Below are 19,395 nucleotides of genomic sequence, written 5' to 3'. Positions count from 1 at the left end.
CGGCCGCCGTCACGACGCCAGCAGACGCGCCAGCACGTCCTCGCACAACGCCAGCTGCGCCAGCGTGATGAACTCGTCGGCGGTATGGGCCTGGGCGATATCGCCCGGCCCGCACACCACGGTGGGGATGCCCGCGGCCTGGTAGAGCCCGGCCTCGGTGGTGAACGCCACGTGGCTGCCGCGCGCGGCCCCGGCCCGGAACAGGCGTTCGACGATCGCATCCTCGGCAGCCGTGGGCAGCAGCGCCGGCACCGCCGTGCGCCGCGACACCTCGACCCGCGATGACGCCACCCTGGCGCGCATGCGGCGCTGCAGATCGGCGGCATGCGCGTGGATCGGCGCCAGCACCGCGTCCGGATCCGCCGACGGCAGGAAGCGCAAGTCGAAATCGAACTCCGCGCGTTCCGGGATGACGTTGGTGGCCTGGCCGGCCTGCACCCGGCACACCGCCAGGGTCGAATACGGCACGTAGAAATCCGCGTCTCCTTCGCCCTGCGCCAGCTGGTCCGCCTGGCGCGCGATCTCCGCCACCAGGGCGCACGCCACTTCCGCCGCGTTCACGCCGGTGCCGCTCAGGGACGAATGCTCGGCGCGGCCGACCACGGCGCAGCGCAGGGCGTGGCGGCCCTTATGGGCCCGCACCACGCGCATCCCGGTCGGCTCCCCGACGACGCAGGCCTCGGGCCGGATGCCGAAGACATGCAGGTCTTCCAGCAGGCTGCGCACGCCGACGCAGCCGATCTCCTCGTCGAAGGTGAACGCCACGTGCACCGGCCGCCGCAGCGCCTTGCGGTCCAGGCGCTCCAGCGCCGCCAGCACGCAGGCCAGGAAGCCCTTCATGTCGCACACGCCGCGGCCGAACAACCGGTCGCCTTCGCGCGTCAGCGTGAACGGCGGCCGCGACCATTCCTGGCCGGCCACCGGCACCACGTCGGTATGGCCCGACAGCAGCACGCCGCCGACGTCGCCGCCCAGGCTGGCGTACAGGTTGGCGCGCTGGCGGTCGGGACTGTAGGTGTAGCGGATGGCGAAGCCCATGCCCCGCAGCGCGCCATCCACCCGGCGCAGCAGGTCCAGGTTGGACGCAGCGCCGGATACCGTTTCACAGGCCACCAGGTGCGCCAGCCAGGACAGCGCGGCGGCGCTGCAATCGCGGATCGGGGATTCCATCAGGCCTCCAGAGAAATGCCGGCCTTGCGGGCGACGGCGAGCCACTTTTCCAGCTCGGCGCCGATCTGCCGCGAAAACTCGGCCGGCGCATTGGCGCGCGGCACCGCGCCCAGTTCGGCGATCCGCGCCGCCACCTCGGAGCGGCCCAGCGCCGCGGTCACGGCGCCCTGCAGCCGCGCCACCTGCGCCGGCGCCATGCCGGCCGGCCCGACCAGGCCGAACCAGGCTGGGTCGTTCAGCACCGGGATGCCCGCCTGCGCGAAGGTGGGCACGTCCGGCAATTGCGCCACCCGTCCCGGCCATGCCACCGCCAACCCGCGCAGCCGTCCGGCCTGCACGTGCGGCAGCGAGGCCGGCAGGTTGTCGCACAGCACCGTCACGTGACCGGCGATGGCGTCCTGCAGCGCCGGCCCCGCGCCCCGGTACGGCACGTGCCGCAGGCGCGCGCCCGTCGCCTGCACGAACAGTTCGCCCATCATGTGCCCGAGCGAACCGACGCCGGGCGAGCCGAACATCAGGTCCTGGTCCGGCCGCCTGGCCAGGGCAATGAACGCCGCCATGTCGCCGGCCGGCACCCTGGGGTTGATCGAGATGATGTTGGGCACGTCGGCCAGGTTGGAGATCGGCGAGAAATCGCGCAGCGGGTGGTAGCCCGGGCGGGCCATGACGGCCGGCTGGATCGCATGGGTGCTGACGGTGGCCACGCCCAGCGTCAGCCCGTCCGGCGCCGACCGCGACACGTAGAGCGTGCCCACCGCGCCGCCCGCTCCCGCCTTGTTCTCGACGATGACGGTGTCGCCCAGGCTCTCGGCCATCGCCTGGGCCACCAGGCGCGGGATGAGATCCGCCGAGCCGCCGGGCGCGAACGGCACGATGATCCGGATGACCCGGTCCTGGCCCGCCCGCACCGCCGGCGCGACGGCCATCGAGACCGCGCACGCCTTGATGAAACTGCGACGCTTCATGGTTGTTTCCCCTTGTGGTTATGAAAAGGCCCCTCGCGAAAGGGGCCTGGTCGTCAAAGCGTGGGTCAGATGCGCCCGTCGTAGGCCTGTCTCGGAATGCGGCACGAGATCAGCGAGAAACGCGAGGACGCCAGCGATTCGCGGATCGCGGCGGCCAGTTCGACGCGGCTCCTGACGTCGAAGCCGAGGCCGCCCATGGCGCGCGCCACTTCGGCGAAATCGGTGCCGTCGAAATCGACGCCCAGGTTGGGCTGGCCGTTGGCGCGCTGCTTGATCTCGATCAGCGAAAGCGACTCGTCGGCGAACACGAACACGATCACCGGCGCCTGCGCGTCGCGCGCCGTCGCCAGTTCGCCCAGCGTCATCTCCAGGCAGGCATCGCCGGTGAACACGGCGACCGGCCGCGCGGGATCGGCCAGCTTGGCGCCGATGCCCAGCGGCAGCGAGCAGCCCATGGTGCACAGGGCCGACGACTGCATCAGCGAGCGCGGCTCGTGGCATTGCCAGACCTGCGACAGCAGGATGCGATGGGCGCCGCTGTCAACCGACGCCACGGTGTTCTCGGGCAGCTCGGCGCGCGCCACGTCGACGATCGCGGCGGGGCCCCATTCCTCGTCGGCGCGGTAGATGGCGGCGATGGCGCGCTTGAGGTCGGCGACGCCGGCCGCCGTCCACAGCGACTGCCCGGCGAGCCCGGCGCCGAGCGCGGCCAGGCTGTGGCGGATGTCGCCCACGAACGTCAGCGCCGACTGGTGCATGTAGTGGGTATTGCGCGTCGCCGACACCTCGATCACGCGCGCGTCGTCGGGCCAGATGTTGCGCCAGCCGACGCGCATCTCGATCGGGTCGTAGCCGGCCAGCACGATGACGTCGGCGTCGCGGATGAGCGGCAGCACGATCTTGTCGGCCTGCGGCGACAGGCCCATGCCGCCGATGACCATGTCGTCGCGCTCGTCGACGATGCCCTTGCCCTTGTAGGTCGTGATGAGCGGAATCTTCAGGTCGTGCACCAGCGCCCGGATCTCGTCCTCGGCATGATGGTGCAACGCCTCGACGCCGGCGATGATCACCGGCCGGCGGGCGGCCTGGAGCCAGGCGCGCGCCTGCTCGAACGCGTCGGTCGCGGCCGGCGCCACCGGCGCCGGCGCCGCGCGCCGCGCGCCCCGGGCCGGCGCGGCTTCCTGGATGGCCACCGAGATCGGCACGTCGATGTGCACCGGCCCCGGCGGATCGTCCATGGCGATGGCCAGCGCCTTGTCGATGATGGCCTCGGCGGCGCCCGCCGTCATGCGCAGCGACGCCTTGGTGATCGGCCGCATCAGCGCCGCGTGGTCGAACACCTGGTGCGTGTAGGTGGCGGCCTCGTCCTCGTCGACGCAGCCGGTGATGAACAGCATCGGCACGCGGTCCTGCAGGGCGTTGGCCACCACGTTGACGGCGTTGGCGACGCCCGGCCCGAGCGTGGCGACCAGCACGCCGGGCGCGCCCGACCGATGGAACACCCCTTCGGCCATGAAGCCGCCGGCGTTCTCGTGCTTGACCAGCGTGAACTTGACGCCGGCATCGTCCAGCCCGCGCATGACCGACAGCACCTCGCCGCCGGGAATGCCGAACGCGTGGCGGCAGCCGGCCTCATGGAGACGGCGGCCGATGACTTGGGAAACGGTAGACATGATGATTCCTGAATGAGGGTGTTGATCTGGAAGCGAAGCGGCCGTTCGGGGCCGCGGAGTCCGCCGCGCGATGAGGGATCAGCCGAGGTTGTTCAAGGCATGCGCCATGCGCTCGGCGGCAATGCGCAGGTTGTCGTCGGAGGTGGCGTACGAGAGCCGCAGGAAGCCCGGCATGCCGAAGCCCGAACCCGGCACCACGGCCACGCCGTTGTCGAGCAGATAGGCGGCCAGCGCCACGTCATCGGCCAGGCGCTGGCCGGCCGGCGTCGCGCGGCCGAGATAGGCGCGGGCATCTGGAAACAGGTAGAACGCGCCTTCCGGCTTCGGGGTTTGCAGCCCGTCGATGCGCGCGAACGCGCCGAGCAGGAAGTCGCGCCGCCGCTGGAAGACGGCGCAGCGCCGCCGCACCTCGTCCTGCGGGCCGTTCAGCGCCGCCACCGCCGCCGCCTGCGAAACGGACGAGGTGTGCGAATTGATCTGCATCTGCACCTTGGTCATCGCCTCGATCAGCGGCCGCGGACCGCAGGCGTAACCCACGCGCCAGCCGGTCATGGCGTAGGCCTTGGAGACGCCATTGACGGTCAGGATGCGGTCGGCCAGGTCCGGCGCCACCTGCGCCAGCGTATGGAACGCGCGGCCGTCGTACAGGATGTGCTCGTAGATGTCGTCAACCAGGATGAAGAAGCGCTGGTTGGCGTGGCGGCGGATGACCTCGGCGAACTCGGCCAGTTGCGCCCGGCCATAGGCGGTGCCGCTCGGGTTGCTGGGCGAGTTCAGCACCAGCCACCTGGTCCTGGCGGTGATCGCCGCGTCCAGGTCGGCGGCGCGCAGCGCGTAGCCCGTTTCCGGCGTGGTCATGATCGGCCGGAACACGCCGCCGTTCATCGCCACGATGTCGTGGTACGAGGCCCAGTAAGGCGCTGGCATGATGACTTCGTCGCCCGCCGCCAGCGTGGCCAGGAAGGCCTGGTAGATGACCTGCTTGCCGCCGCAGCCCACGCTGATCGCGGCGGGCGAGCAGTCGATGCCGTTGTCGCGCCGGAACTTGGCGACGATGGCCTCGCGCAAGGCGCTGGTGCCGTTGATCGGCGTGTAGCGGGTCTGGCCGGCGTGGATCGCCTGGATGGCCGCCTCGCCGATATGGGCGGGCGTGGGAAAGTCGGGCTCGCCCAGCGTCATGTCGATGACGCTGTGGCCTTGCTGGATGGCCTGGCGGGTCTTCTCCGCCATGACCTGGATGGGGGAAAGACGCAAGGCGGAAATGATGGGAGCGAACATGGGCGGGATCCTGAATGAGTGGAATCAGTCTAGAATTCACATGATTCAATCTCAATTGAATTTGAATTCAATATGAATCCTTCGCTCGGCCCCAACGCGCCCACGCTGCGCCAGCTGGAATTGCTGCTGTCCCTGGCCGGCGCCGACGGCATCGCCAGCGCCGGCGCCAAGATCGGCATGACCGCATCGGCCACCAGCCACGCGCTACGCGCGCTGGAATCGACGCTGGGCGTGATGCTGATCGACCGCAACGCGCCGCAGCTCGAACTGAGCCACGCCGGGCAGCAGATCCTGCCGCACGTGCGCGACCTGTTCGCGGCGCTGCAGCTGATCCAGGCCACCGCCAATGCCAGCGAGGGCCTGAAAAGCGGCGTGCTCAAGATCGGTTCGTTCGGCCTGAGTTCATCGCTGCGGCTGCTGCCGCCGCTGCTGCAGCAATTCCGCAAGCGCTATCCCGGCATCGACCTGCGCGTGTTCGAAAAGGCCGATGCCGACATCGAGCAGGACCTGATCGAGCGCCGCCTGGAGATCGGCGTGGTCACGCTGCCCAAGCCGCAGTTCGACACCCTGGCCATCGCCCACGACGAGCTGGTCGCGGTGGTGCCCATCGATCACGAGCTGGCCGGGTTGGACACGATCGAGGTCAGGCGGCTGGCGCAGTTTCCCTTCATCCTGACCCATGCCGGCTCGCAGGGCCTGGTGGCCAAGATGTTCAGCCGCGCTGACGTCTCCCTGAAAGTGACGCACGAACTGTCGCAGATGCTCTCGATCCTCGACTTCGTCGCGCGCGGCGAAGGCATCTCGGTGGTGGCGGCGCTGGCCTTGCCCGCGAAATATGACGGGGTGGTCTACAAGCCGCTGACGCCGCTGACCTCGCGCCGGGTCGGACTGGCGTGCCTGAATGAAGAACGGCTCTCGCCGGCGGCCGCGGCGTTCTGGAAGCTGGCCAAGTCGCTGGCCCGCAAGCGCGCCGCCTGACGCGGCCGCGCCCGCCTACATCACCGGAAACGTCAGGCCCGGCGCGGCGTCGCGCACCATCGCCCAGAACGCGTGGGCGGCCGGCGACAGTTTCCTTTCGTTCAGACAGGCCAGGCCGATGCGGCGCTTGGCGACCGGACTGATCTTGCGGTAGACCAGGCCGTCATAGCGCTGCGGCAGCACCAGCGACGCCAGCACCGAAATGCCCTGGCCGCGCCTGACGAATTCCAGGATAGACATGATCTGCGACAGGTCGTGCGCGATCCGCGGCGCGATGCCCGCGCGCTCGAACATGCGCGTGATCACCGGCTGCGAGCCGGCGCGCGTCATGATGAGCGGATAGTCGGCCAGGTCCTTGACGCCGATGACGGCGAGCCGCGCGAGGGGATGGCCCACGGGCAGCACCACCATGAGTTCATCGGTGACCAGCGGCAGGGTGTCGAAGTCGGGCTTGGGCAGCGCCACCACGCCGATCTCGATGCGGCGTTCGACCAGCGCCCGCTCCATCTCCGGGTCGGGCTTCTCGGTGACGAACACTTCCACGCCCGGATAGCGCGCCTTGAACATCTCCAGCAGCGGCGGCAGGATGTTGAGCGACGAGCTGGCCCCCAGCGACCCCAACGTCAGCAGGCCGGCGCGCAGCCCGGCGCTGGCGCTGGCGGTGGCGCGCACCACCTGCAACGACGTGAAGATGTCGCGCACGTGCGGCAGTATCTGCTGCGCCGCGTAGGTCAGCTGCACGCCGCTGACGTTGCGGTCGAGCAGGGGCGCGCCCAGCGTCAGTTCCAGCGTCTTCAACGCATGGCTGGTGGCCGACGGCGTCATCCCCAGGCGCGCGCCGGCGCTGGCGATGTTGTCGGAGGAGGCCAGCGCGATGAACAATTCCAGCTGCTTGAGCGACAGCGATTTGGCGGCCTTGTCAGTCATCCCCGACGGTTCTCCGATGTTGAGAAAAAACTCATATCGCGACGAGTCGCTTGAAACTGCGCATCGAGTATACGGCGGCGTGGCGGCATCCCCCTCCCCAACATGCGCGGGCGGAACGGCAATGCCGAATGCGCCAAGGCGTTGTCAAACAGCAAGTCAAAGCGGGGTTCACCGCCAAATTCGGAACATTGACGACCCCGCTCCGGCCGTCTAATGCCGGGTGAACCAATCACCGGAGAATGGACCGTGAACAAAGTCGAATCGACAGGCAGCGCCCTGGGTTCCTGGGCCGGCAAGCCGGCCATGGCTGGCGGCGCCGGCGGCAAATCGTTCGCCGCGACGCTGCAGGACGCGCAGGAAGCGGACGCCGGCCGCCACAAGCTGGGCCTGGCCAATCAGGGGCCGTCCGACGCCGAGCAGGAATTGCAGGATTACCTGACGATGTCGCCGGCGGAACGCCTGTTCACGCAGATCCTGCAGTCGCTCGGCATCACCAAGGAACAATATGCCGCGATGACGCCCGCGCAGAAGGAAGAAGTCGCCAGAAAGGTGCAGGAACGCATCAAGGAACTGGCCAAGCAGGAACAGGGCGCGGCCGGGCCGGTCTGACCCATCACGCACCGCGCCTCGCGCAAGACCGACAGGGCCGCCCCCGGGACCGCCCGCGCCCGCTTCAGGCCGCGTGGTCCGCGCGCGCGACCACTGTGTCGTAGCCGAGCGCGCCGCTGTTGATGTTCACCGTGCGGGTATAGCGCAACGTGTCGCCGTCGATCTCGCACAGTACCGTGTCGCGGAACGCCGTCTCCGGCAGGATCCACGTCATGTGCAGGCGGCGCTCGTCCAGCCAGGCGGCGCGCGCGACCACCACGCAATCGGGGATGTGATAACCGTGGTGCAGGTCGCGCCCCGGCATGTCGGTCACGCCCTCGATCCAGCGATCCCAGCCGGCCATGATGGTGTGACGGCCGTCGGCATCCGTCAGCGTGAAGCGGCAGCCCTCGGCGGACAGGTCCAGCTCGATGCCGGTGATGCCCTGGGCGTTGTCGGCGGCCGTGAAGCGCAGGCGCCGCGGCGGCTGCGCGGACAGGCCGGCGGCCAGGAACGGCGACTTCCATGGCGCGGCCGCCTCCTCGTGCTGCCAGGCCGCCAGGCGCGCGGCCAGGCGTTCATCCTTGGCGGCGTCGGGGCTCGACACGCCAAACGCCGCCGGGAAGTGCGCGTTCATGTGCGGCACCAGGCGCGAGCTGCCTTTCATCGCGCCGATCACCGCCAGCACCGCGCCATGCTCGGGATAGACGCGCACCATCTGCACGAACTTGCCGATGGCGGCATAGGTGGCGTCGTCGTACACCCACCACTGGTAGCCATAGCCGGCGGACGGCCCCTGCGCACGCGTCGCGGCCCGCACCCAGTCCGGCGGCAGCACCTGGCGGCCCTGCCAGGCGCCGTCCCGCAGATGGAGGATGCCCAGCTTGAGCAGGTCCGCCGTCGTCGCCACCAGGCCGTTGCCGCCCGGGTTGACGCCGTCCGGCCCCACGTCCCAGGCTTCGCCGGCAATGCCCAGCGGCTCGAACAGGCGCGGCTTGAGGTAATCGTGCATGGTCTGGCCGGTCAGGCGCGTCAGGATGGCCGACAGCATGTAGCTGGCGGCGCTGGTGTAGACGAAGCGCTCGCCCGGCGCGTACGCCAGCGGGATCTTGAAGAACTCGCGCACCCAGCTGGTCTTGATGCCGCGCCAGACCGCGCCCGAGGTTTCCGATTCATGGCCGACGCTCATGGTCAGCAGGTGCTCGACGGTCATCGCTTCCAGGCCCGGCTGCCGCGCCTCCTCGGCGAATTCAGGGAAGAAGCCGATGACCGGCGCGTCCAGGCGCAGCAATCCTTCCTGCACCGCCAGGCCGATGGCGCTGGCCGTGAAGCTCTTGGCCACCGAATGCAGATTGCGCGGCCGGTGCGCGGCGTAGGGCCAGCGCCAGCCCTCGGCCGCCACCGCGCCGTCGCGGAACAGCATGAAGCCATGCAGGTCCAGGCCGGCCTGTTCGACGTCGTCGAGGAATCCGATCACGGCATCGGGATCGACACCGGCCGCGCTGGCGGTCTTGCGGCACAGGCCGTCGTGGCGGGCCTTGGAGTCTTGGGCGGGAGAGACGGCGTCGAGCGGTGCGGACATGGGCGATGGCGAGGTGGACGTCCGGCGCCGGGCGGCGCAAGCGGCGCGGCGGGTGGACGCGTGGGTGGCGTCGGACCACCAGGACATGACGCGCGCGGCTCGGGCGCCATGTCCTGGCGGCATCGCGGAAATTTTCTCACAAAATTGGCGCCAAAAATACCTGGCCCTGCGCCGCGGCGGCATCGCGCGAGCCCGGCATCGCGGAACCGACTGAAAGAACTGCCTGCGCGCCGCCGCCGCTTTTCCGATGGCGGCCGGCGCAAGTCCTCCTACACTTTTCGCACGCCGCGACACCTTCGCTCGCGGACGAGACGAGGACCCCGCGCATGACCGCGATATCGAGACGCTGGCTGATCGCCGGCCTTTGCGCCACGCTGGCCGCGACGCCCGTTGCCGCGCAGGTCATATCCGACGCGGGCGACGGCGGCGTGCCCGCCTTCTACCGTTGGGACGGCGCGCCGCCCGCGCGGCCGGGTGAATTGCTGCGCGCCGAGGCATTGACCGCCCGCCAGAGCCTGCCGCAGGCCGGCAAGAACATCCGCCTGCTCTACAGTTCGACCGATGGCGTGGGCGGCCAGGCCCGGATCACGGTGTCCGGCGCGCTCTACCTGCCGCACGGCACGCCGCCGGCCGGCGGTTGGCCGCTGCTCGCGTGGGCCCATGGCACCGTCGGCATCGCCGACGTCTGCGCCCCATCCTTTGCCGGGCGCGGCGACCGCGACACGCGCTATCTCGACTATTGGCTGGACCAGGGCTATGCGATCGTCGCCACCGACTACCAGGGGCTCGGCACCCCGGGCGCGCATCCTTACGTGCACGTGCGGTCCGAGGCCTACAGCATCCTGGACAGCATTCGCGCCGTCCAGAAGCACTACCCCGTCTCCGCGCGCACGGTGCTGATCGGGCAATCGCAAGGCGGCGGCGCGGTGGTGGCGACGGCCACCTTCGCCAAGGACTACGCCCCCGAACTCGATATCGCCGGCGCCGTCGGCACCGGCGTGAACCTGTCGGCGCGCGACTACGCGGCGCCGATGAACAACACCAAGCGGGTCGCCTATTTCCTGGTGTACCTTAACGCGATCCAGCTGGTCGATCCCGCCATCAAGCCGGAGGAATACGTGTCCGACAAGGCCCTGCCGGCGTTCGAGCTGACCCGCACGGCGTGCTTTCCGCAGGTCGAGCAGCGGGCCCGCTTCGATCACCTGGACAAGGACAACAGCTTTCGCCAGGACCTCTCGGCCATCACGCGCAAGCTGGCCGGCTTCAAGCATCCGCCGACCCTGCACACCGATATCCCCATTTTCTGGGGCACCGGCGGCAAGGACACCGACGTCTTCCCCGAAGCGCAGCAGTCCGGCGTGAAGACGGCCTGCGCGGCGGGCAGCCGCGTCGAGTGGCATGTCTATCCGGGGTTCGACCACTCCGCCACGGTGAACGGATCGCTGCCCGACTCCACCGCCTTCATCAAGCGCGCCTTCGCGGGCGAGAAGATCGAAGGCAATTGCGCGGCGCCGCCAACGCTGCCGGCCCCCGGTCCGGCCTCCTGACAGCGACGCACCAACTCGGTGCAATCCGTCCCCATAGCAATCACGCAACACGTCACGGCAAGGGTTCGAAACTGCGAACAATTCTTGGTATCATTTCCTGCATATCGGCCGCTGGACCTGGCACAGGGACGCGGGTTCCTCGTGTCCTCCCCGCCGCTCGCGGGGACTCCCAAGCATGTCCAATCCCCTCCAGCTATTCTGCGAAGATCACTACGATTGGCTTTGCCAATGGTGGCGGCATCGGCTTGGCCATGGCGATGAGGCGGCCGACCTGGCGCACGACACTTTCCTGCGCGTCCTGCGCAAGCCCCACGAAGTCAGCGCGCTGCGGCAACCGCGCGCCTACCTGACCACCATCGCGCGCGGCCTGCTCAACGATCATTGGCGCCGCCGTTCGCTGGAGCGCGCGTGGCTGGAGGCGGTGGCGGCGCTGCCGCCCGAAATGGAAACCTCGCCCGATGCCTTGCTGGAAGTGCAGCAGGCCTTGCAGCAGCTGGACCAGATGCTCGCCAACCTGGCGCCCCAGGCGCGCGAGGTCTTCGTCCTGTCGCAACTGGAAGGGCTTTCCTACGTCGAGATCGCCGCCCGCACCGGGTTGAGCGACCACACCGTGAAACGCTACATGGCGCAGGGTTTCGAGATCTGCCTCACCCTGATGGACCACTGATCCGCCGTGGCCGCCATCAACACCACGCCCCCTGACGCCGCGGTCATCCGCGAGGCCGCCCGCTGGCTGGTGCGATTGCATTCCGGCGAAGCCGGACCGGAAGACCATGCCGCCTTCGAGCGCTGGCGCCAGGGCGATCCCGAACGCGAGGTCGCCTGGCAGCGCGCGCAGCGCCTGAGCCAGCAATTCAACGCGGTGCCGCCCGCCCTGGGCGTGCCCCTGCTGACGCGGCAACGCCGCGCCAACCGCCGCGCGGTGCTGCGCACGGTGGCGGCGCTGGGCGTGACGCTGCCAGCGGCCTGGCTGGGCTATCGCCTGGCGGCCTCGCCCTCCGGCGGCGAGGCCTACCGCACCGCGGTCGGCGGCCACCAGGACCTGACGCTGGCGGACGGCAGCCAGGTGCAGATGAACACCGATACCGACGTCGACGTGCGTTTCTCCGAACACACCCGGATGCTGCAATTGCGCGCCGGCGAAGTCTACGTCCGGACCGCATCCGATCCCACGGGCACGGCGCGGCCCTTCATCATCGAAACCCCGCAGGGACGCCTGCGCGCCCTCGGCACCCGCTTCGTGGTGCGGCGGCCGGAAGGCGATGACGCGACGACCGCGCTGACGGTGCTGGAACACCGCGTCGAGGTCACCCTGCGCGGCGGCGGCGCCCCCCGCATCGTCAACGCCGGCGAGTCGCTGCGCTTCACCGCGAACGCCTTCCTGCCGGCCCGACCCGCCGGCCCCGAGGCGCCCGGCTGGACGCGAGGCGTCATCGAGGCCAGCAACATGCGGCTGGATGCATTCCTGGCGGAACTCTCGCGCTACCGGCGCGGCGTCGTCCGCTGCGATCCGGCCGTGGCCGGCTTGCGCGTCTCGGGCGTGTTCCGCCTGGCGGACACGGACGCGGTGCTGGCGATCGTGGCCAGGACGCTGGGATTGCGCGTGGTCGAGCGCACCCGCTATTGGGTGACGCTGTCGAGCGGGGCCGCGTGACCCGCCGCCCAGCCATTGGTTTCATTTAGTTTCAATTCAATTTTCCTTCCCCTGTCCCTTTTCCCATCGCTTGTCCGGCATAGCGGGCATTGATGATCAACCAGGGACGTGAACCGTGGCCTTTCGACTCCAATCCCCCCGCGCCCGCCAATCGGGACAAGGCGCCCGCCTGGCGGCGCTGACCTTCGCCCTGGCGGCCGCCTTCGCGGCGGCGCCGCCGGCCCGGGCCCAGGCGGCGCAACAGGCCACGGCACACGACTTCCACATCGCCGCGGGACAACTCGACCAGGCCCTGAACGCCTTCGCCAAGGCGGGCGGCATCACGGTGTCGTTCCGCCCCGAGGACGCGGCCGGCCAGACCACCCGCGGCCTGCAGGGCAGCTACACCATCGACTCCGGCCTGGCGCAACTGCTGGCCGGCACCGGCCTGAGCGCGGAGCCGCAGCCGGGCCAGGGCTACGTGGTGCGCCCGCCGCGCGCCGCCGGCGCCAACACCATGGAAGCGATCCAGGTCAGCGCCGACTGGCTCGGCACCGGTCTTGAAAACAGCGTCCAGACCTTCGGCGGCGCCCGCACCCTGCTGCGCAGCGACGACATCAACAACAGCGGCGCGACCAGCGTGGCCGACGTCCTGCGCCGCGTGCCCGGGGTGCAGATCAGCGGCAGCACCAGCGCCAGCGGCAGCTCGGTGGGCCTGCACGTCGGCATCCGCGGCCTGAACCCGCGCAACTCGTTCCGCACCACCATGCTGCTGGACGGCATCCCGATGGCCATGGCGCCCTATGGCCAGCCGAACCTGGTGATGTCGCCGACCAGCCTGGGCAACATCGAATCGATCGACGTGGTGCGCGGCGGCGGCGCGGTGCGCTACGGCCCGCAGAACGTGGGCGGCGTCATCAACTTCAAGACGCGCTCGATCCCCAACACCAGCGGCCTGACCGCCGACGCCTCGGCGCGCTACAACATCTTCAGCCACGGCGGCACCAACACCCAGTACACCGGCTTTCTCGGCACGCAGTTCGACAACGGCCTGGGCGTGGCGCTGATGTATTCGGGCATGGACGGCGAGCAATGGCGCGACAGCAGCCACGACCGCTACAACGACGTGGCGCTCAAATGGCGCTTCGCGCTGACCCCGACCTCGGAAATCTACGGCAAATTCGCCCACTACGACGTCAAGTCGATGACGCCGGGCGGCCTGACCGTGGCCCAGTACCGCGACGATCCGTTCCAGAACACCCGCCCCACCGACTACTGGAAAGGGCAGCGCGACCAGGTCGACGTCGGCTACCTGAACTCGCTCTCGGACACGCAGGAATTCGAGGTGCGCGTCTACCACTACGACAGTTCGCGCCAGAGTTCGCTGATCAACACCGCCACCGGCCGCAACGACTTCCAGCCGCGCAACAACCAGGTGCTGGGCATCGAACCGCGCTACACCCAGCGCGTCGAATGGGGCCCGACCACGCACGACATCACCGTCGGCTACCGCTACATCCGCGAGACCGGCCAGGACCGGCGCTATTCGGAATCGCTGGCGACCGGCCGGCAGGTCGGCGTCACGCAGGTCTTCGACAACGAGACCGAGGCCCACTCGATCTACCTGGACGACCGCATCGCGTTCGGCAACTGGCGCCTGACGCCGGGCGTGCGCTACGAGCGCATCCACAGCAACCGCAATCCCAGCGGCACCCCCGACGACACGCCGTTCGACGTGCGCAACAACCGCGCGCTGCCGTCGCTGAACGTCGCCTACCTGGTCGACGACGCGCTCACGCTGTACACCAACTACAGCACCTCGTTCGGCGCCGTGCAGTACACCCAGCTGAACTCGATGTCGGCGACCAACCCGCTGAACCCCGAGGTCGCCAAGACGCTGGAGGCCGGCCTGCGCTATTCGGGCGAACAGGTCCATACCGAATTCACCGCGTTCAATCTGCGCTTCGACAACCAGATCCTGTCGATCCCCGGCACCAATCCGGCCGTGTTCCGCAACCTGGGCGCCACCACGCACAACGGCGTGGAGTTCGCGATCGACTACGACTTCGACAAGGCCGGCCCGCTCGCCGGGCTGAACGTCTACGCCAACTATACCTACGTGCGCGCCATCCAGAAGTCCGGCGAATTCGAGGGCAACGACGTGCCGTTCTACTCGCGCCAGACCGGCACGCTGGGCGGGCGCTACAGCCTGCGCGACTGGACCTTCAACGTCTTCACCACGATGCAGAGCGGCCAATACTCCGACACCGCCAACACCGAACGCGAGACCGCCGATGCCAGCAATGGCCGCGTGCCGGGCTTCAGCGTCTGGAACGCCCAGCTCAGCTACAAGATTCCGCAATGGAAGGGCAGCGAACTGGCGTTCGGCGTGAACAACGTGTTCGACCGCCGCTACTACACCCGCAACGTCGACAGCAATGCCGGCCGCATGGTCGGCGCGCCGCGCATGGTCTACGTGCAGGCGCGCCTGGCGTACTGAGCGCGGAGCGGGCATGGCGCGTCGCCTGTGGCTGTCCTGCCACCGCTGGATCGCGCTCGGCCTGGGCGGGATCCTGATCCTGTCCGGGTTGAGCGGCGCGTTGCTGGTGGTGGCGCGTCCGCTCGACCAGTGGCTGCATCCGGCGTACTTCGTCGCGGCCGGCGCCGCGACGGCGCAGCCGGCCTCGCTGGAATCGATGCGCGCCACGCTCGCGGCCGAGTTCGGCCCGCAGGCCGCATTCACCTTCAGGCCGCCTCGCAAGCCGGGTGAAACCGTGCAGGTGCGGGTACGCGCCGCCTGGCGCGGCACCGTCTACCTGGATCCCGCCAGCGGCCGCGAACAAGGCCGGCGCGGCGACAACGACGGCTTTGTCGCCGTGGCCTACAACCTGCACAGCGCCCTGCTGCTCGACCGGACCGGCAAGGCCGTGCTGGCCTGGGCCTCGCTGGCCTATCTGCTATTGATGCTGTCCGGGCTGGTGCTGTGGTGGCCGCGCAAGTGGCCGCCGTCGTTGCGCATGGTGTTCGACAAGGGCGCCCTGCGCGCGCTGTTCGACGTGCACCGCAACGGCGGCGCGCTGCTGGCGCTGGCGCTGTCCATCTGCATCGCCAGCGGCGCCTACCTGGCCTGGCGTCCGATCGGCGGCTGGATCACCGCCGCCAGCGGTCAGCCGCGCGTCGTCGCGCCCAAGCTGGCGCCGGGCCAGGCGCCGATGCGCCCGCTGGATGAACTGGCGGCCGCGGCCCAGGCGGCCTACCCCGATGGCGCCATCGGCTTCTTTCTCTATACCCCGCACGTCGACCGTCCGCTGGCGGTGCGCATGCGCCTGCCGGACGACCCGCATCCCAACGGCCGCTCGACGGTCTGGCTCGATCCGCGCACGGCGACGGTGGTGGCGGCGCAGCGCTGGAATGAACTCGACCCCGGCGTGCGGATCAACTCCATCCTGTATCCGCTGCACACCGGCGAGCTGGGCGGCGTGGCGGGTGAAGCCGCCGTCGCCCTGCTGGGCCTGGGGCTCGGCGCGCTCGGCATCAGCGGCATCTGGCTGTGGTGGCGCCGCCGCGGGCTGCGGCGCGCGCAGGCGCCGGCCGGCCAGCGCGTTGCCCGCGCGCCGCGTTGAGCGCGCGTCAACCCCGCGCCTACGCGACGACCTCGGCCAGGGCCTTGGCCAGTCCCGCTTCCACCCGGTCGACGTCGGCCGAACCGTTGTAGCCATGGAAACTGATGCGCAGGCGGCCGCGCCCGTTCCAGGTCAGCACCTGCTCGCGGTCCAGCGCTTCATGCAGCGCGCGGGCGTCGGCACGGGCAACGCAGACGCTGGCGCCATGCCGGGCCGGATCGGCCGGCGTCGACGGCTCGATGCCCAGGCCCGCCAGGCGGCCGAGCAGGTCGGTGGTCAGGCGTTGCACGTGCGCCTGGACGGCGGCGGCCTCGAACCGCGCCAGGTAGTCGAGCGCGCTGGACAGCACGTACAGGCTGGCGTGGGCCGGATTGCCGCGGGTGAAGCGCAGCGCGTCGCCGCGCAGCGTGATGCCGGCGTCGAAGCGGGTATTGTCGTTGGCCAGCGAGTACCAGCCGGCGGTGGCCGGGGCCCAGTCGGGCTGGCGGCGGCGGTTCCAGCAGGCGGTGGCGACGCCGGTCATGCCCAGCATCCATTTGTAGCTGGCGCTGAAGGCGAAGTCCGCCACCTCGGCCTCAATGGGCAGGTAGCCCGAGGCCTGGGTGAAGTCGACGATCAGCAACGCGCCCACCGCGTCCGCCGCCCGCCGCAGCGGGCCGAGATCGAAGCGCTCGCCATTCAGGTACGACACGTAGCTGACCAGGATCACGCGCGTGCGCTCGTCGACCCGCGCCGCGACGCCCGCTGCGCTGGCGGGATCGGCGAACCGCAGCTGGTAGGGCGCGTCCCGCCGCGCCAGGAACGGCGCCACCAGCGAGGGATATTCGGTGGCCATGGCGCAGATGTTGTCGCCCGGGCGCCAGTCGATGCTCTCCAGCACCAGCGACACGCCTTCGGCGACGCAGCCCACCCAGCCGATGTCGCCGGCCGGCACGCCCCATAGCGCCGCGACCTGCTCGCGGGCGCGCTCGACCTGCGCCTCCTGCGCGGCGCGGCCGCGGGCGCCGCTGGATTTGTCGCGGACATAACGGCCATAGGCCTCGTCGTGCCGACGCAGGAACGCCGTCTCGCCGGCGGCGCACACGTGGGAAACGCCCTCGGGGATGCGGAAGTCGCGAGGGTCGAACAGCGGATGAACGGTCATAGTGGTGAAAGTGGCAGGAGGAAATGGCGCTCAGGCGAGCGCGATGGCATTCAATTCGATCAGCGCGCCGTCGCGCAGCGGACTGATCGGCACGACGGTGCGGGCGGGGCGGTGGTCGCCGAAGTAGTCGGCGCAGGCCTGGTTGACGACCGGCCACAGGGCGCTGTCGCACAGGAACACCTGCAGCGACACCACCCTGCCCGCCTCCGAACCCGCGGCGCGCAGCACCGCGTCGAGACTGCGCAGCACGCGCGCGATCTGCGCCGCGCCGTCGGCGCCGACGATGCGGCCGGACTCGGGATCGACCGGCAGCAGGCCGCAGACATGCACCATGCCCGCGGCCACGATGGCCTGCGAATAATGGCCGCGCGGCGTCGGCGCGCCGTCCGTGACGACGCGGCGCAACACGGGCTGCGCGAGGCTGGCGGCGGCGTTCATGCGTGCCCCTGCGCGGGACGCATCAGCTTGCCCAGGAAGGCCTGCAGGCGCGGCGAGCGCGGGTTGTCGAACAGTTCGTCCGGCGCGCCCTCCTCCACGATCTGGCCCTGGTCCATGAAGACCAGGCGATCGGCCACCTTGCGGGCAAAGCCCATCTCGTGCGTGACGCACAGCATGGTCATGCCGCTTTCGGCCAGTTCCATCATGGTGTCCAGCACCTCGTTGACCATCTCCGGGTCCAGCGCCGAGGTCGGCTCGTCGAACAGCATGACGCGCGGCTGCATGCACAGGGCGCGCGCGATCGCCACGCGCTGCTGCTGCCCGCCGGACAGCTGGCTCGGATACTTGCCAGCCTGGTCCGGGATACGCACCTTTTCCAGGTACTGCATGGCGGTGCGCTCGGCGCTGGCGCGGTCCAGGCCGCGCACGCGCATCGGCGCCAGGATGCAGTTCTCCAGGATGGTCAGGTGCGGGAACAGGTGAAAGCCCTGGAACACCATGCCCACCTCGCGGCTGATGCTGCGCAGCACCTTCGGGTCGTCGGACAGCGCGATGCCTTCCACCGTGATGCTGCCGCGCTGGTGCGCCTCCAGTTGATTGATGCAGCGGATCAGCGTCGACTTGCCGGAGCCCGACGGGCCGCAGATGACCAGTTTCTCGCCCGGCGCGACGTCCAGCGTGATGCCGCGCAGCACATGCATGCGGCCGTACCATTTCTCGACGTCCTTGAGCCGGATGGCCAGGGCGGCGCCTTGATTGTCGTGTTGAACCATCGTGTTCTCCATTACGGCGTCTGCCCCGCGGCGGGCGCGGGCGCCACGGCCCCGCCGCGGCGACCTTCCAGCCAGGCCGAATAGCGGCTCATGGCGAAGCAGATGCAAAAGTAGGTGGCGGCGGCGAAGGCATAGCCCTCGACGTCGAAGCCGAGCCATTCGGCGTCGCGCGAGCCGGCGGACACCGCCCGCAGGAAATCGGTCAGGCCGATGATCACCACCAGCGAGGTGTCCTTGAAAAAGCTGACCACGGTGTTGACCTGCATCGGCAGCGAGCTGCGGACGCATTGCGGCAGGATCACGTCGCGCATCGTCTGCCAGTAGCCCATGCCGAGCGCGTGGGCCGCCTCCGTCTGGCCGCGCGGCATGGCCAGCAGCGCGCCGCGGAAACCCTCGGCGAAATAGGCGGCGGCCACGAAGCTATAGGCGATGTAGGCGCGCAGCAGCTTGCCCGGCGTGGCCGCTTCCGGCAGCAGCAACGGCAACGTCACGCTGGCCATGAACAGGATGGCCACGAACGGCACCCCGCGCAGTCCCTCGATGAAGACCACCGCCACGTAGCGCAGCAACGGAATGCTGCCGGTGCGGGCCAGCGCCAGCAGGATGCCCAGCGGGTAGCCCAGCGCCAGGCCGTAGGCGGCCAGCAGCAGCGTCAGCGGCAGGCCGCCCCAGCTGTCCGAGGCGACCGGCGCCAGGCCGGCGCCGCCGCCCATCAGCCACAGCACCACGGCCACGCTGGCCGCCCATACCGCCAGCAGCGGCGCGCGCCAGAAGCGCGGCAGCAGGCTGGCGACGATCACCAGGGCCAGGATGGCCATGGCGATGCCGGCCCGCCACTGCTGCGCCGGCGGAAAGAAGCCGAACAGGAAGAAATCCAGCTTGACGCCGACGTAGCTCCAGCAGGCCCCGGCGGCGGCGCGGCAGGCCTGGGCGTCGCCCGTCCAGACCGCGTCGGCGATGGCCCAGCGCCAGACCGGCGCGGCCAGGCTGTAGAGAATGAGCAGGCTGCAGACCGTCAACAGGGTGCGCCCGGCCGTGCCGAAATACGGCCGCAGGAAAAGAGGCAATGTCATGGA

17 protein-coding genes are annotated in these 19,395 nt (G+C 69.9%); 7 read left to right on the top strand and 10 right to left on the bottom strand.

What is annotated here, in order from left to right; translation table 11 throughout:
* Positions 1-9: 9 nt before the first annotated feature.
* The 4 genes from argE to AC1HFW_RS25880 all read right to left on the bottom strand — a co-directional run bounded on the left by argE (position 10) and on the right by AC1HFW_RS25880 (position 5,086).
* Positions 10-1,170 (bottom strand): acetylornithine deacetylase, encoded by a 1,161-nt coding sequence (gene argE / locus AC1HFW_RS25895; protein ID WP_479285632.1) that lies wholly within the window; start codon positions 1,168-1,170, stop codon positions 10-12.
* The gene (locus AC1HFW_RS25890) at positions 1,170-2,135 is read right to left on the bottom strand and encodes a Bug family tripartite tricarboxylate transporter substrate binding protein (RefSeq protein ID WP_479285631.1); all 966 of its coding nucleotides are present in this window, start codon (positions 2,133-2,135) and stop codon (positions 1,170-1,172) included. The genes argE and AC1HFW_RS25890 overlap by 1 nt, the downstream gene beginning before the upstream one ends.
* 65 nt (positions 2,136-2,200) lie before the next feature.
* Positions 2,201-3,808, bottom strand: coding sequence for a thiamine pyrophosphate-binding protein (locus tag AC1HFW_RS25885; protein ID WP_479285629.1), 1,608 nt, complete (start codon positions 3,806-3,808; stop codon positions 2,201-2,203).
* Positions 3,809-3,886: 78 nt separating this feature from the next.
* On the bottom strand, positions 3,887-5,086 hold the full coding sequence (locus AC1HFW_RS25880) for a pyridoxal phosphate-dependent aminotransferase (protein WP_479285627.1): 1,200 nt from the start codon (positions 5,084-5,086) through the stop codon (positions 3,887-3,889).
* Positions 5,087-5,158: 72 nt separating this feature from the next.
* Here AC1HFW_RS25880 and AC1HFW_RS25875 point away from each other — a divergent pair, with 72 nt between their 5' ends.
* Positions 5,159-6,064, top strand: a complete 906-nt coding sequence (locus AC1HFW_RS25875; RefSeq protein WP_479285625.1) for a LysR family transcriptional regulator — start codon at positions 5,159-5,161, stop codon at positions 6,062-6,064.
* Between the two features lie 15 nt (positions 6,065-6,079).
* Here AC1HFW_RS25875 and AC1HFW_RS25870 read toward each other — a convergent pair whose 3' ends face one another.
* On the bottom strand, positions 6,080-6,991 hold the full coding sequence (locus AC1HFW_RS25870) for a LysR family transcriptional regulator (RefSeq protein WP_479285623.1): 912 nt from the start codon (positions 6,989-6,991) through the stop codon (positions 6,080-6,082).
* Between the two features lie 246 nt (positions 6,992-7,237).
* On the opposite strand from AC1HFW_RS25870, the gene AC1HFW_RS25865 reads away from it, so the two are divergent.
* Positions 7,238-7,600 carry a hypothetical protein gene (locus AC1HFW_RS25865; protein ID WP_006391226.1) on the top strand — a complete coding sequence of 121 codons (363 nt, stop codon included), beginning with the start codon at positions 7,238-7,240 and terminating at the stop codon, positions 7,598-7,600.
* 64 nt (positions 7,601-7,664) lie between these two features.
* On the opposite strand, the gene AC1HFW_RS25860 is transcribed toward AC1HFW_RS25865, so the two are convergent.
* Complete coding sequence (locus AC1HFW_RS25860; RefSeq protein ID WP_479285622.1) at positions 7,665-9,161, bottom strand: serine hydrolase domain-containing protein; 1,497 nt, start codon at positions 9,159-9,161, stop codon at positions 7,665-7,667.
* Positions 9,162-9,487: 326 nt separating this feature from the next.
* Here AC1HFW_RS25860 and AC1HFW_RS25855 point away from each other — a divergent pair, with 326 nt between their 5' ends.
* The 5 genes from AC1HFW_RS25855 to AC1HFW_RS25835 all read left to right on the top strand — a co-directional run bounded on the left by AC1HFW_RS25855 (position 9,488) and on the right by AC1HFW_RS25835 (position 15,964).
* Positions 9,488-10,708: an alpha/beta hydrolase gene (locus tag AC1HFW_RS25855; protein ID WP_479285620.1), complete on the top strand. Its 1,221-nt coding sequence runs from the start codon at positions 9,488-9,490 to the stop codon at positions 10,706-10,708.
* Between the two features lie 175 nt (positions 10,709-10,883).
* Positions 10,884-11,375 carry a sigma-70 family RNA polymerase sigma factor gene (locus AC1HFW_RS25850; protein WP_479285619.1) on the top strand — a complete coding sequence of 164 codons (492 nt, stop codon included), beginning with the start codon at positions 10,884-10,886 and terminating at the stop codon, positions 11,373-11,375.
* 6 nt (positions 11,376-11,381) lie between these two features.
* On the top strand, positions 11,382-12,362 hold the full coding sequence (locus AC1HFW_RS25845; RefSeq protein ID WP_479285617.1) for a FecR domain-containing protein: 981 nt from the start codon (positions 11,382-11,384) through the stop codon (positions 12,360-12,362).
* Positions 12,363-12,477: 115 nt separating this feature from the next.
* Positions 12,478-14,841: a TonB-dependent siderophore receptor gene (locus AC1HFW_RS25840; RefSeq protein ID WP_479285616.1), complete on the top strand. Its 2,364-nt coding sequence runs from the start codon at positions 12,478-12,480 to the stop codon at positions 14,839-14,841.
* Between the two features lie 13 nt (positions 14,842-14,854).
* The gene (locus AC1HFW_RS25835; protein ID WP_479285615.1) at positions 14,855-15,964 is read left to right on the top strand and encodes a PepSY-associated TM helix domain-containing protein; all 1,110 of its coding nucleotides are present in this window, start codon (positions 14,855-14,857) and stop codon (positions 15,962-15,964) included.
* A 19-nt stretch (positions 15,965-15,983) separates the two neighbouring features.
* Here AC1HFW_RS25835 and AC1HFW_RS25830 read toward each other — a convergent pair whose 3' ends face one another.
* Genes AC1HFW_RS25830 through AC1HFW_RS25815 form a run of 4 tightly spaced genes read right to left on the bottom strand, consistent with a single transcriptional unit; the run spans position 15,984 to position 19,392 of the window.
* Positions 15,984-17,108, bottom strand: a complete 1,125-nt coding sequence (locus AC1HFW_RS25830; protein ID WP_479285613.1) for an aminotransferase class V-fold PLP-dependent enzyme — start codon at positions 17,106-17,108, stop codon at positions 15,984-15,986.
* A gap of 30 nt (positions 17,109-17,138) precedes the next feature.
* A complete protein-coding gene (locus AC1HFW_RS25825; protein ID WP_479285612.1) occupies positions 17,139-17,546 on the bottom strand; it encodes a RidA family protein in 408 nt (135 codons plus the stop codon).
* The gene (locus AC1HFW_RS25820; protein WP_479285610.1) at positions 17,543-18,319 is read right to left on the bottom strand and encodes an amino acid ABC transporter ATP-binding protein; all 777 of its coding nucleotides are present in this window, start codon (positions 18,317-18,319) and stop codon (positions 17,543-17,545) included. The genes AC1HFW_RS25825 and AC1HFW_RS25820 overlap by 4 nt, the downstream gene beginning before the upstream one ends.
* 11 nt (positions 18,320-18,330) lie before the next feature.
* On the bottom strand, positions 18,331-19,392 hold the full coding sequence (locus AC1HFW_RS25815) for an amino acid ABC transporter permease (RefSeq protein ID WP_479285608.1): 1,062 nt from the start codon (positions 19,390-19,392) through the stop codon (positions 18,331-18,333).
* Positions 19,393-19,395 lie beyond the last annotated feature (3 nt).

This window comes from Achromobacter sp. ISS7, assembly GCF_056523125.1.
The sequence above is the reverse complement of the archived record's forward strand: the minus strand, read 5'-3'. Positions and strand labels throughout refer to the sequence as shown.

What these genes read in the sequence shown, in the direction of transcription:
- AC1HFW_RS25835 (WP_479285615.1), top strand. Translation starts at nt 14,855, where the DNA reads ATGGCGCGTCGCCTGTGGCTGTCCTGCCACCGCTGGATCGCGCTCGGC.
- AC1HFW_RS25820 (WP_479285610.1), bottom strand. Translation starts at nt 18,319, where the DNA reads ATGGTTCAACACGACAATCAAGGCGCCGCCCTGGCCATCCGGCTCAAG.
- AC1HFW_RS25855 (WP_479285620.1), top strand. Translation starts at nt 9,488, where the DNA reads ATGACCGCGATATCGAGACGCTGGCTGATCGCCGGCCTTTGCGCCACG.
- AC1HFW_RS25890 (WP_479285631.1), bottom strand. Translation starts at nt 2,135, where the DNA reads ATGAAGCGTCGCAGTTTCATCAAGGCGTGCGCGGTCTCGATGGCCGTC.
- AC1HFW_RS25885 (WP_479285629.1), bottom strand. Translation starts at nt 3,808, where the DNA reads ATGTCTACCGTTTCCCAAGTCATCGGCCGCCGTCTCCATGAGGCCGGC.
- AC1HFW_RS25830 (WP_479285613.1), bottom strand. Translation starts at nt 17,108, where the DNA reads ATGACCGTTCATCCGCTGTTCGACCCTCGCGACTTCCGCATCCCCGAG.
- AC1HFW_RS25870 (WP_479285623.1), bottom strand. Translation starts at nt 6,991, where the DNA reads ATGACTGACAAGGCCGCCAAATCGCTGTCGCTCAAGCAGCTGGAATTG.
- AC1HFW_RS25880 (WP_479285627.1), bottom strand. Translation starts at nt 5,086, where the DNA reads ATGTTCGCTCCCATCATTTCCGCCTTGCGTCTTTCCCCCATCCAGGTC.
- argE (WP_479285632.1), bottom strand. Translation starts at nt 1,170, where the DNA reads ATGGAATCCCCGATCCGCGATTGCAGCGCCGCCGCGCTGTCCTGGCTG.
- AC1HFW_RS25825 (WP_479285612.1), bottom strand. Translation starts at nt 17,546, where the DNA reads ATGAACGCCGCCGCCAGCCTCGCGCAGCCCGTGTTGCGCCGCGTCGTC.
- AC1HFW_RS25850 (WP_479285619.1), top strand. Translation starts at nt 10,884, where the DNA reads ATGTCCAATCCCCTCCAGCTATTCTGCGAAGATCACTACGATTGGCTT.
- AC1HFW_RS25815 (WP_479285608.1), bottom strand. Translation starts at nt 19,392, where the DNA reads ATGACATTGCCTCTTTTCCTGCGGCCGTATTTCGGCACGGCCGGGCGC.
- AC1HFW_RS25875 (WP_479285625.1), top strand. Translation starts at nt 5,159, where the DNA reads ATGAATCCTTCGCTCGGCCCCAACGCGCCCACGCTGCGCCAGCTGGAA.
- AC1HFW_RS25860 (WP_479285622.1), bottom strand. Translation starts at nt 9,161, where the DNA reads ATGTCCGCACCGCTCGACGCCGTCTCTCCCGCCCAAGACTCCAAGGCC.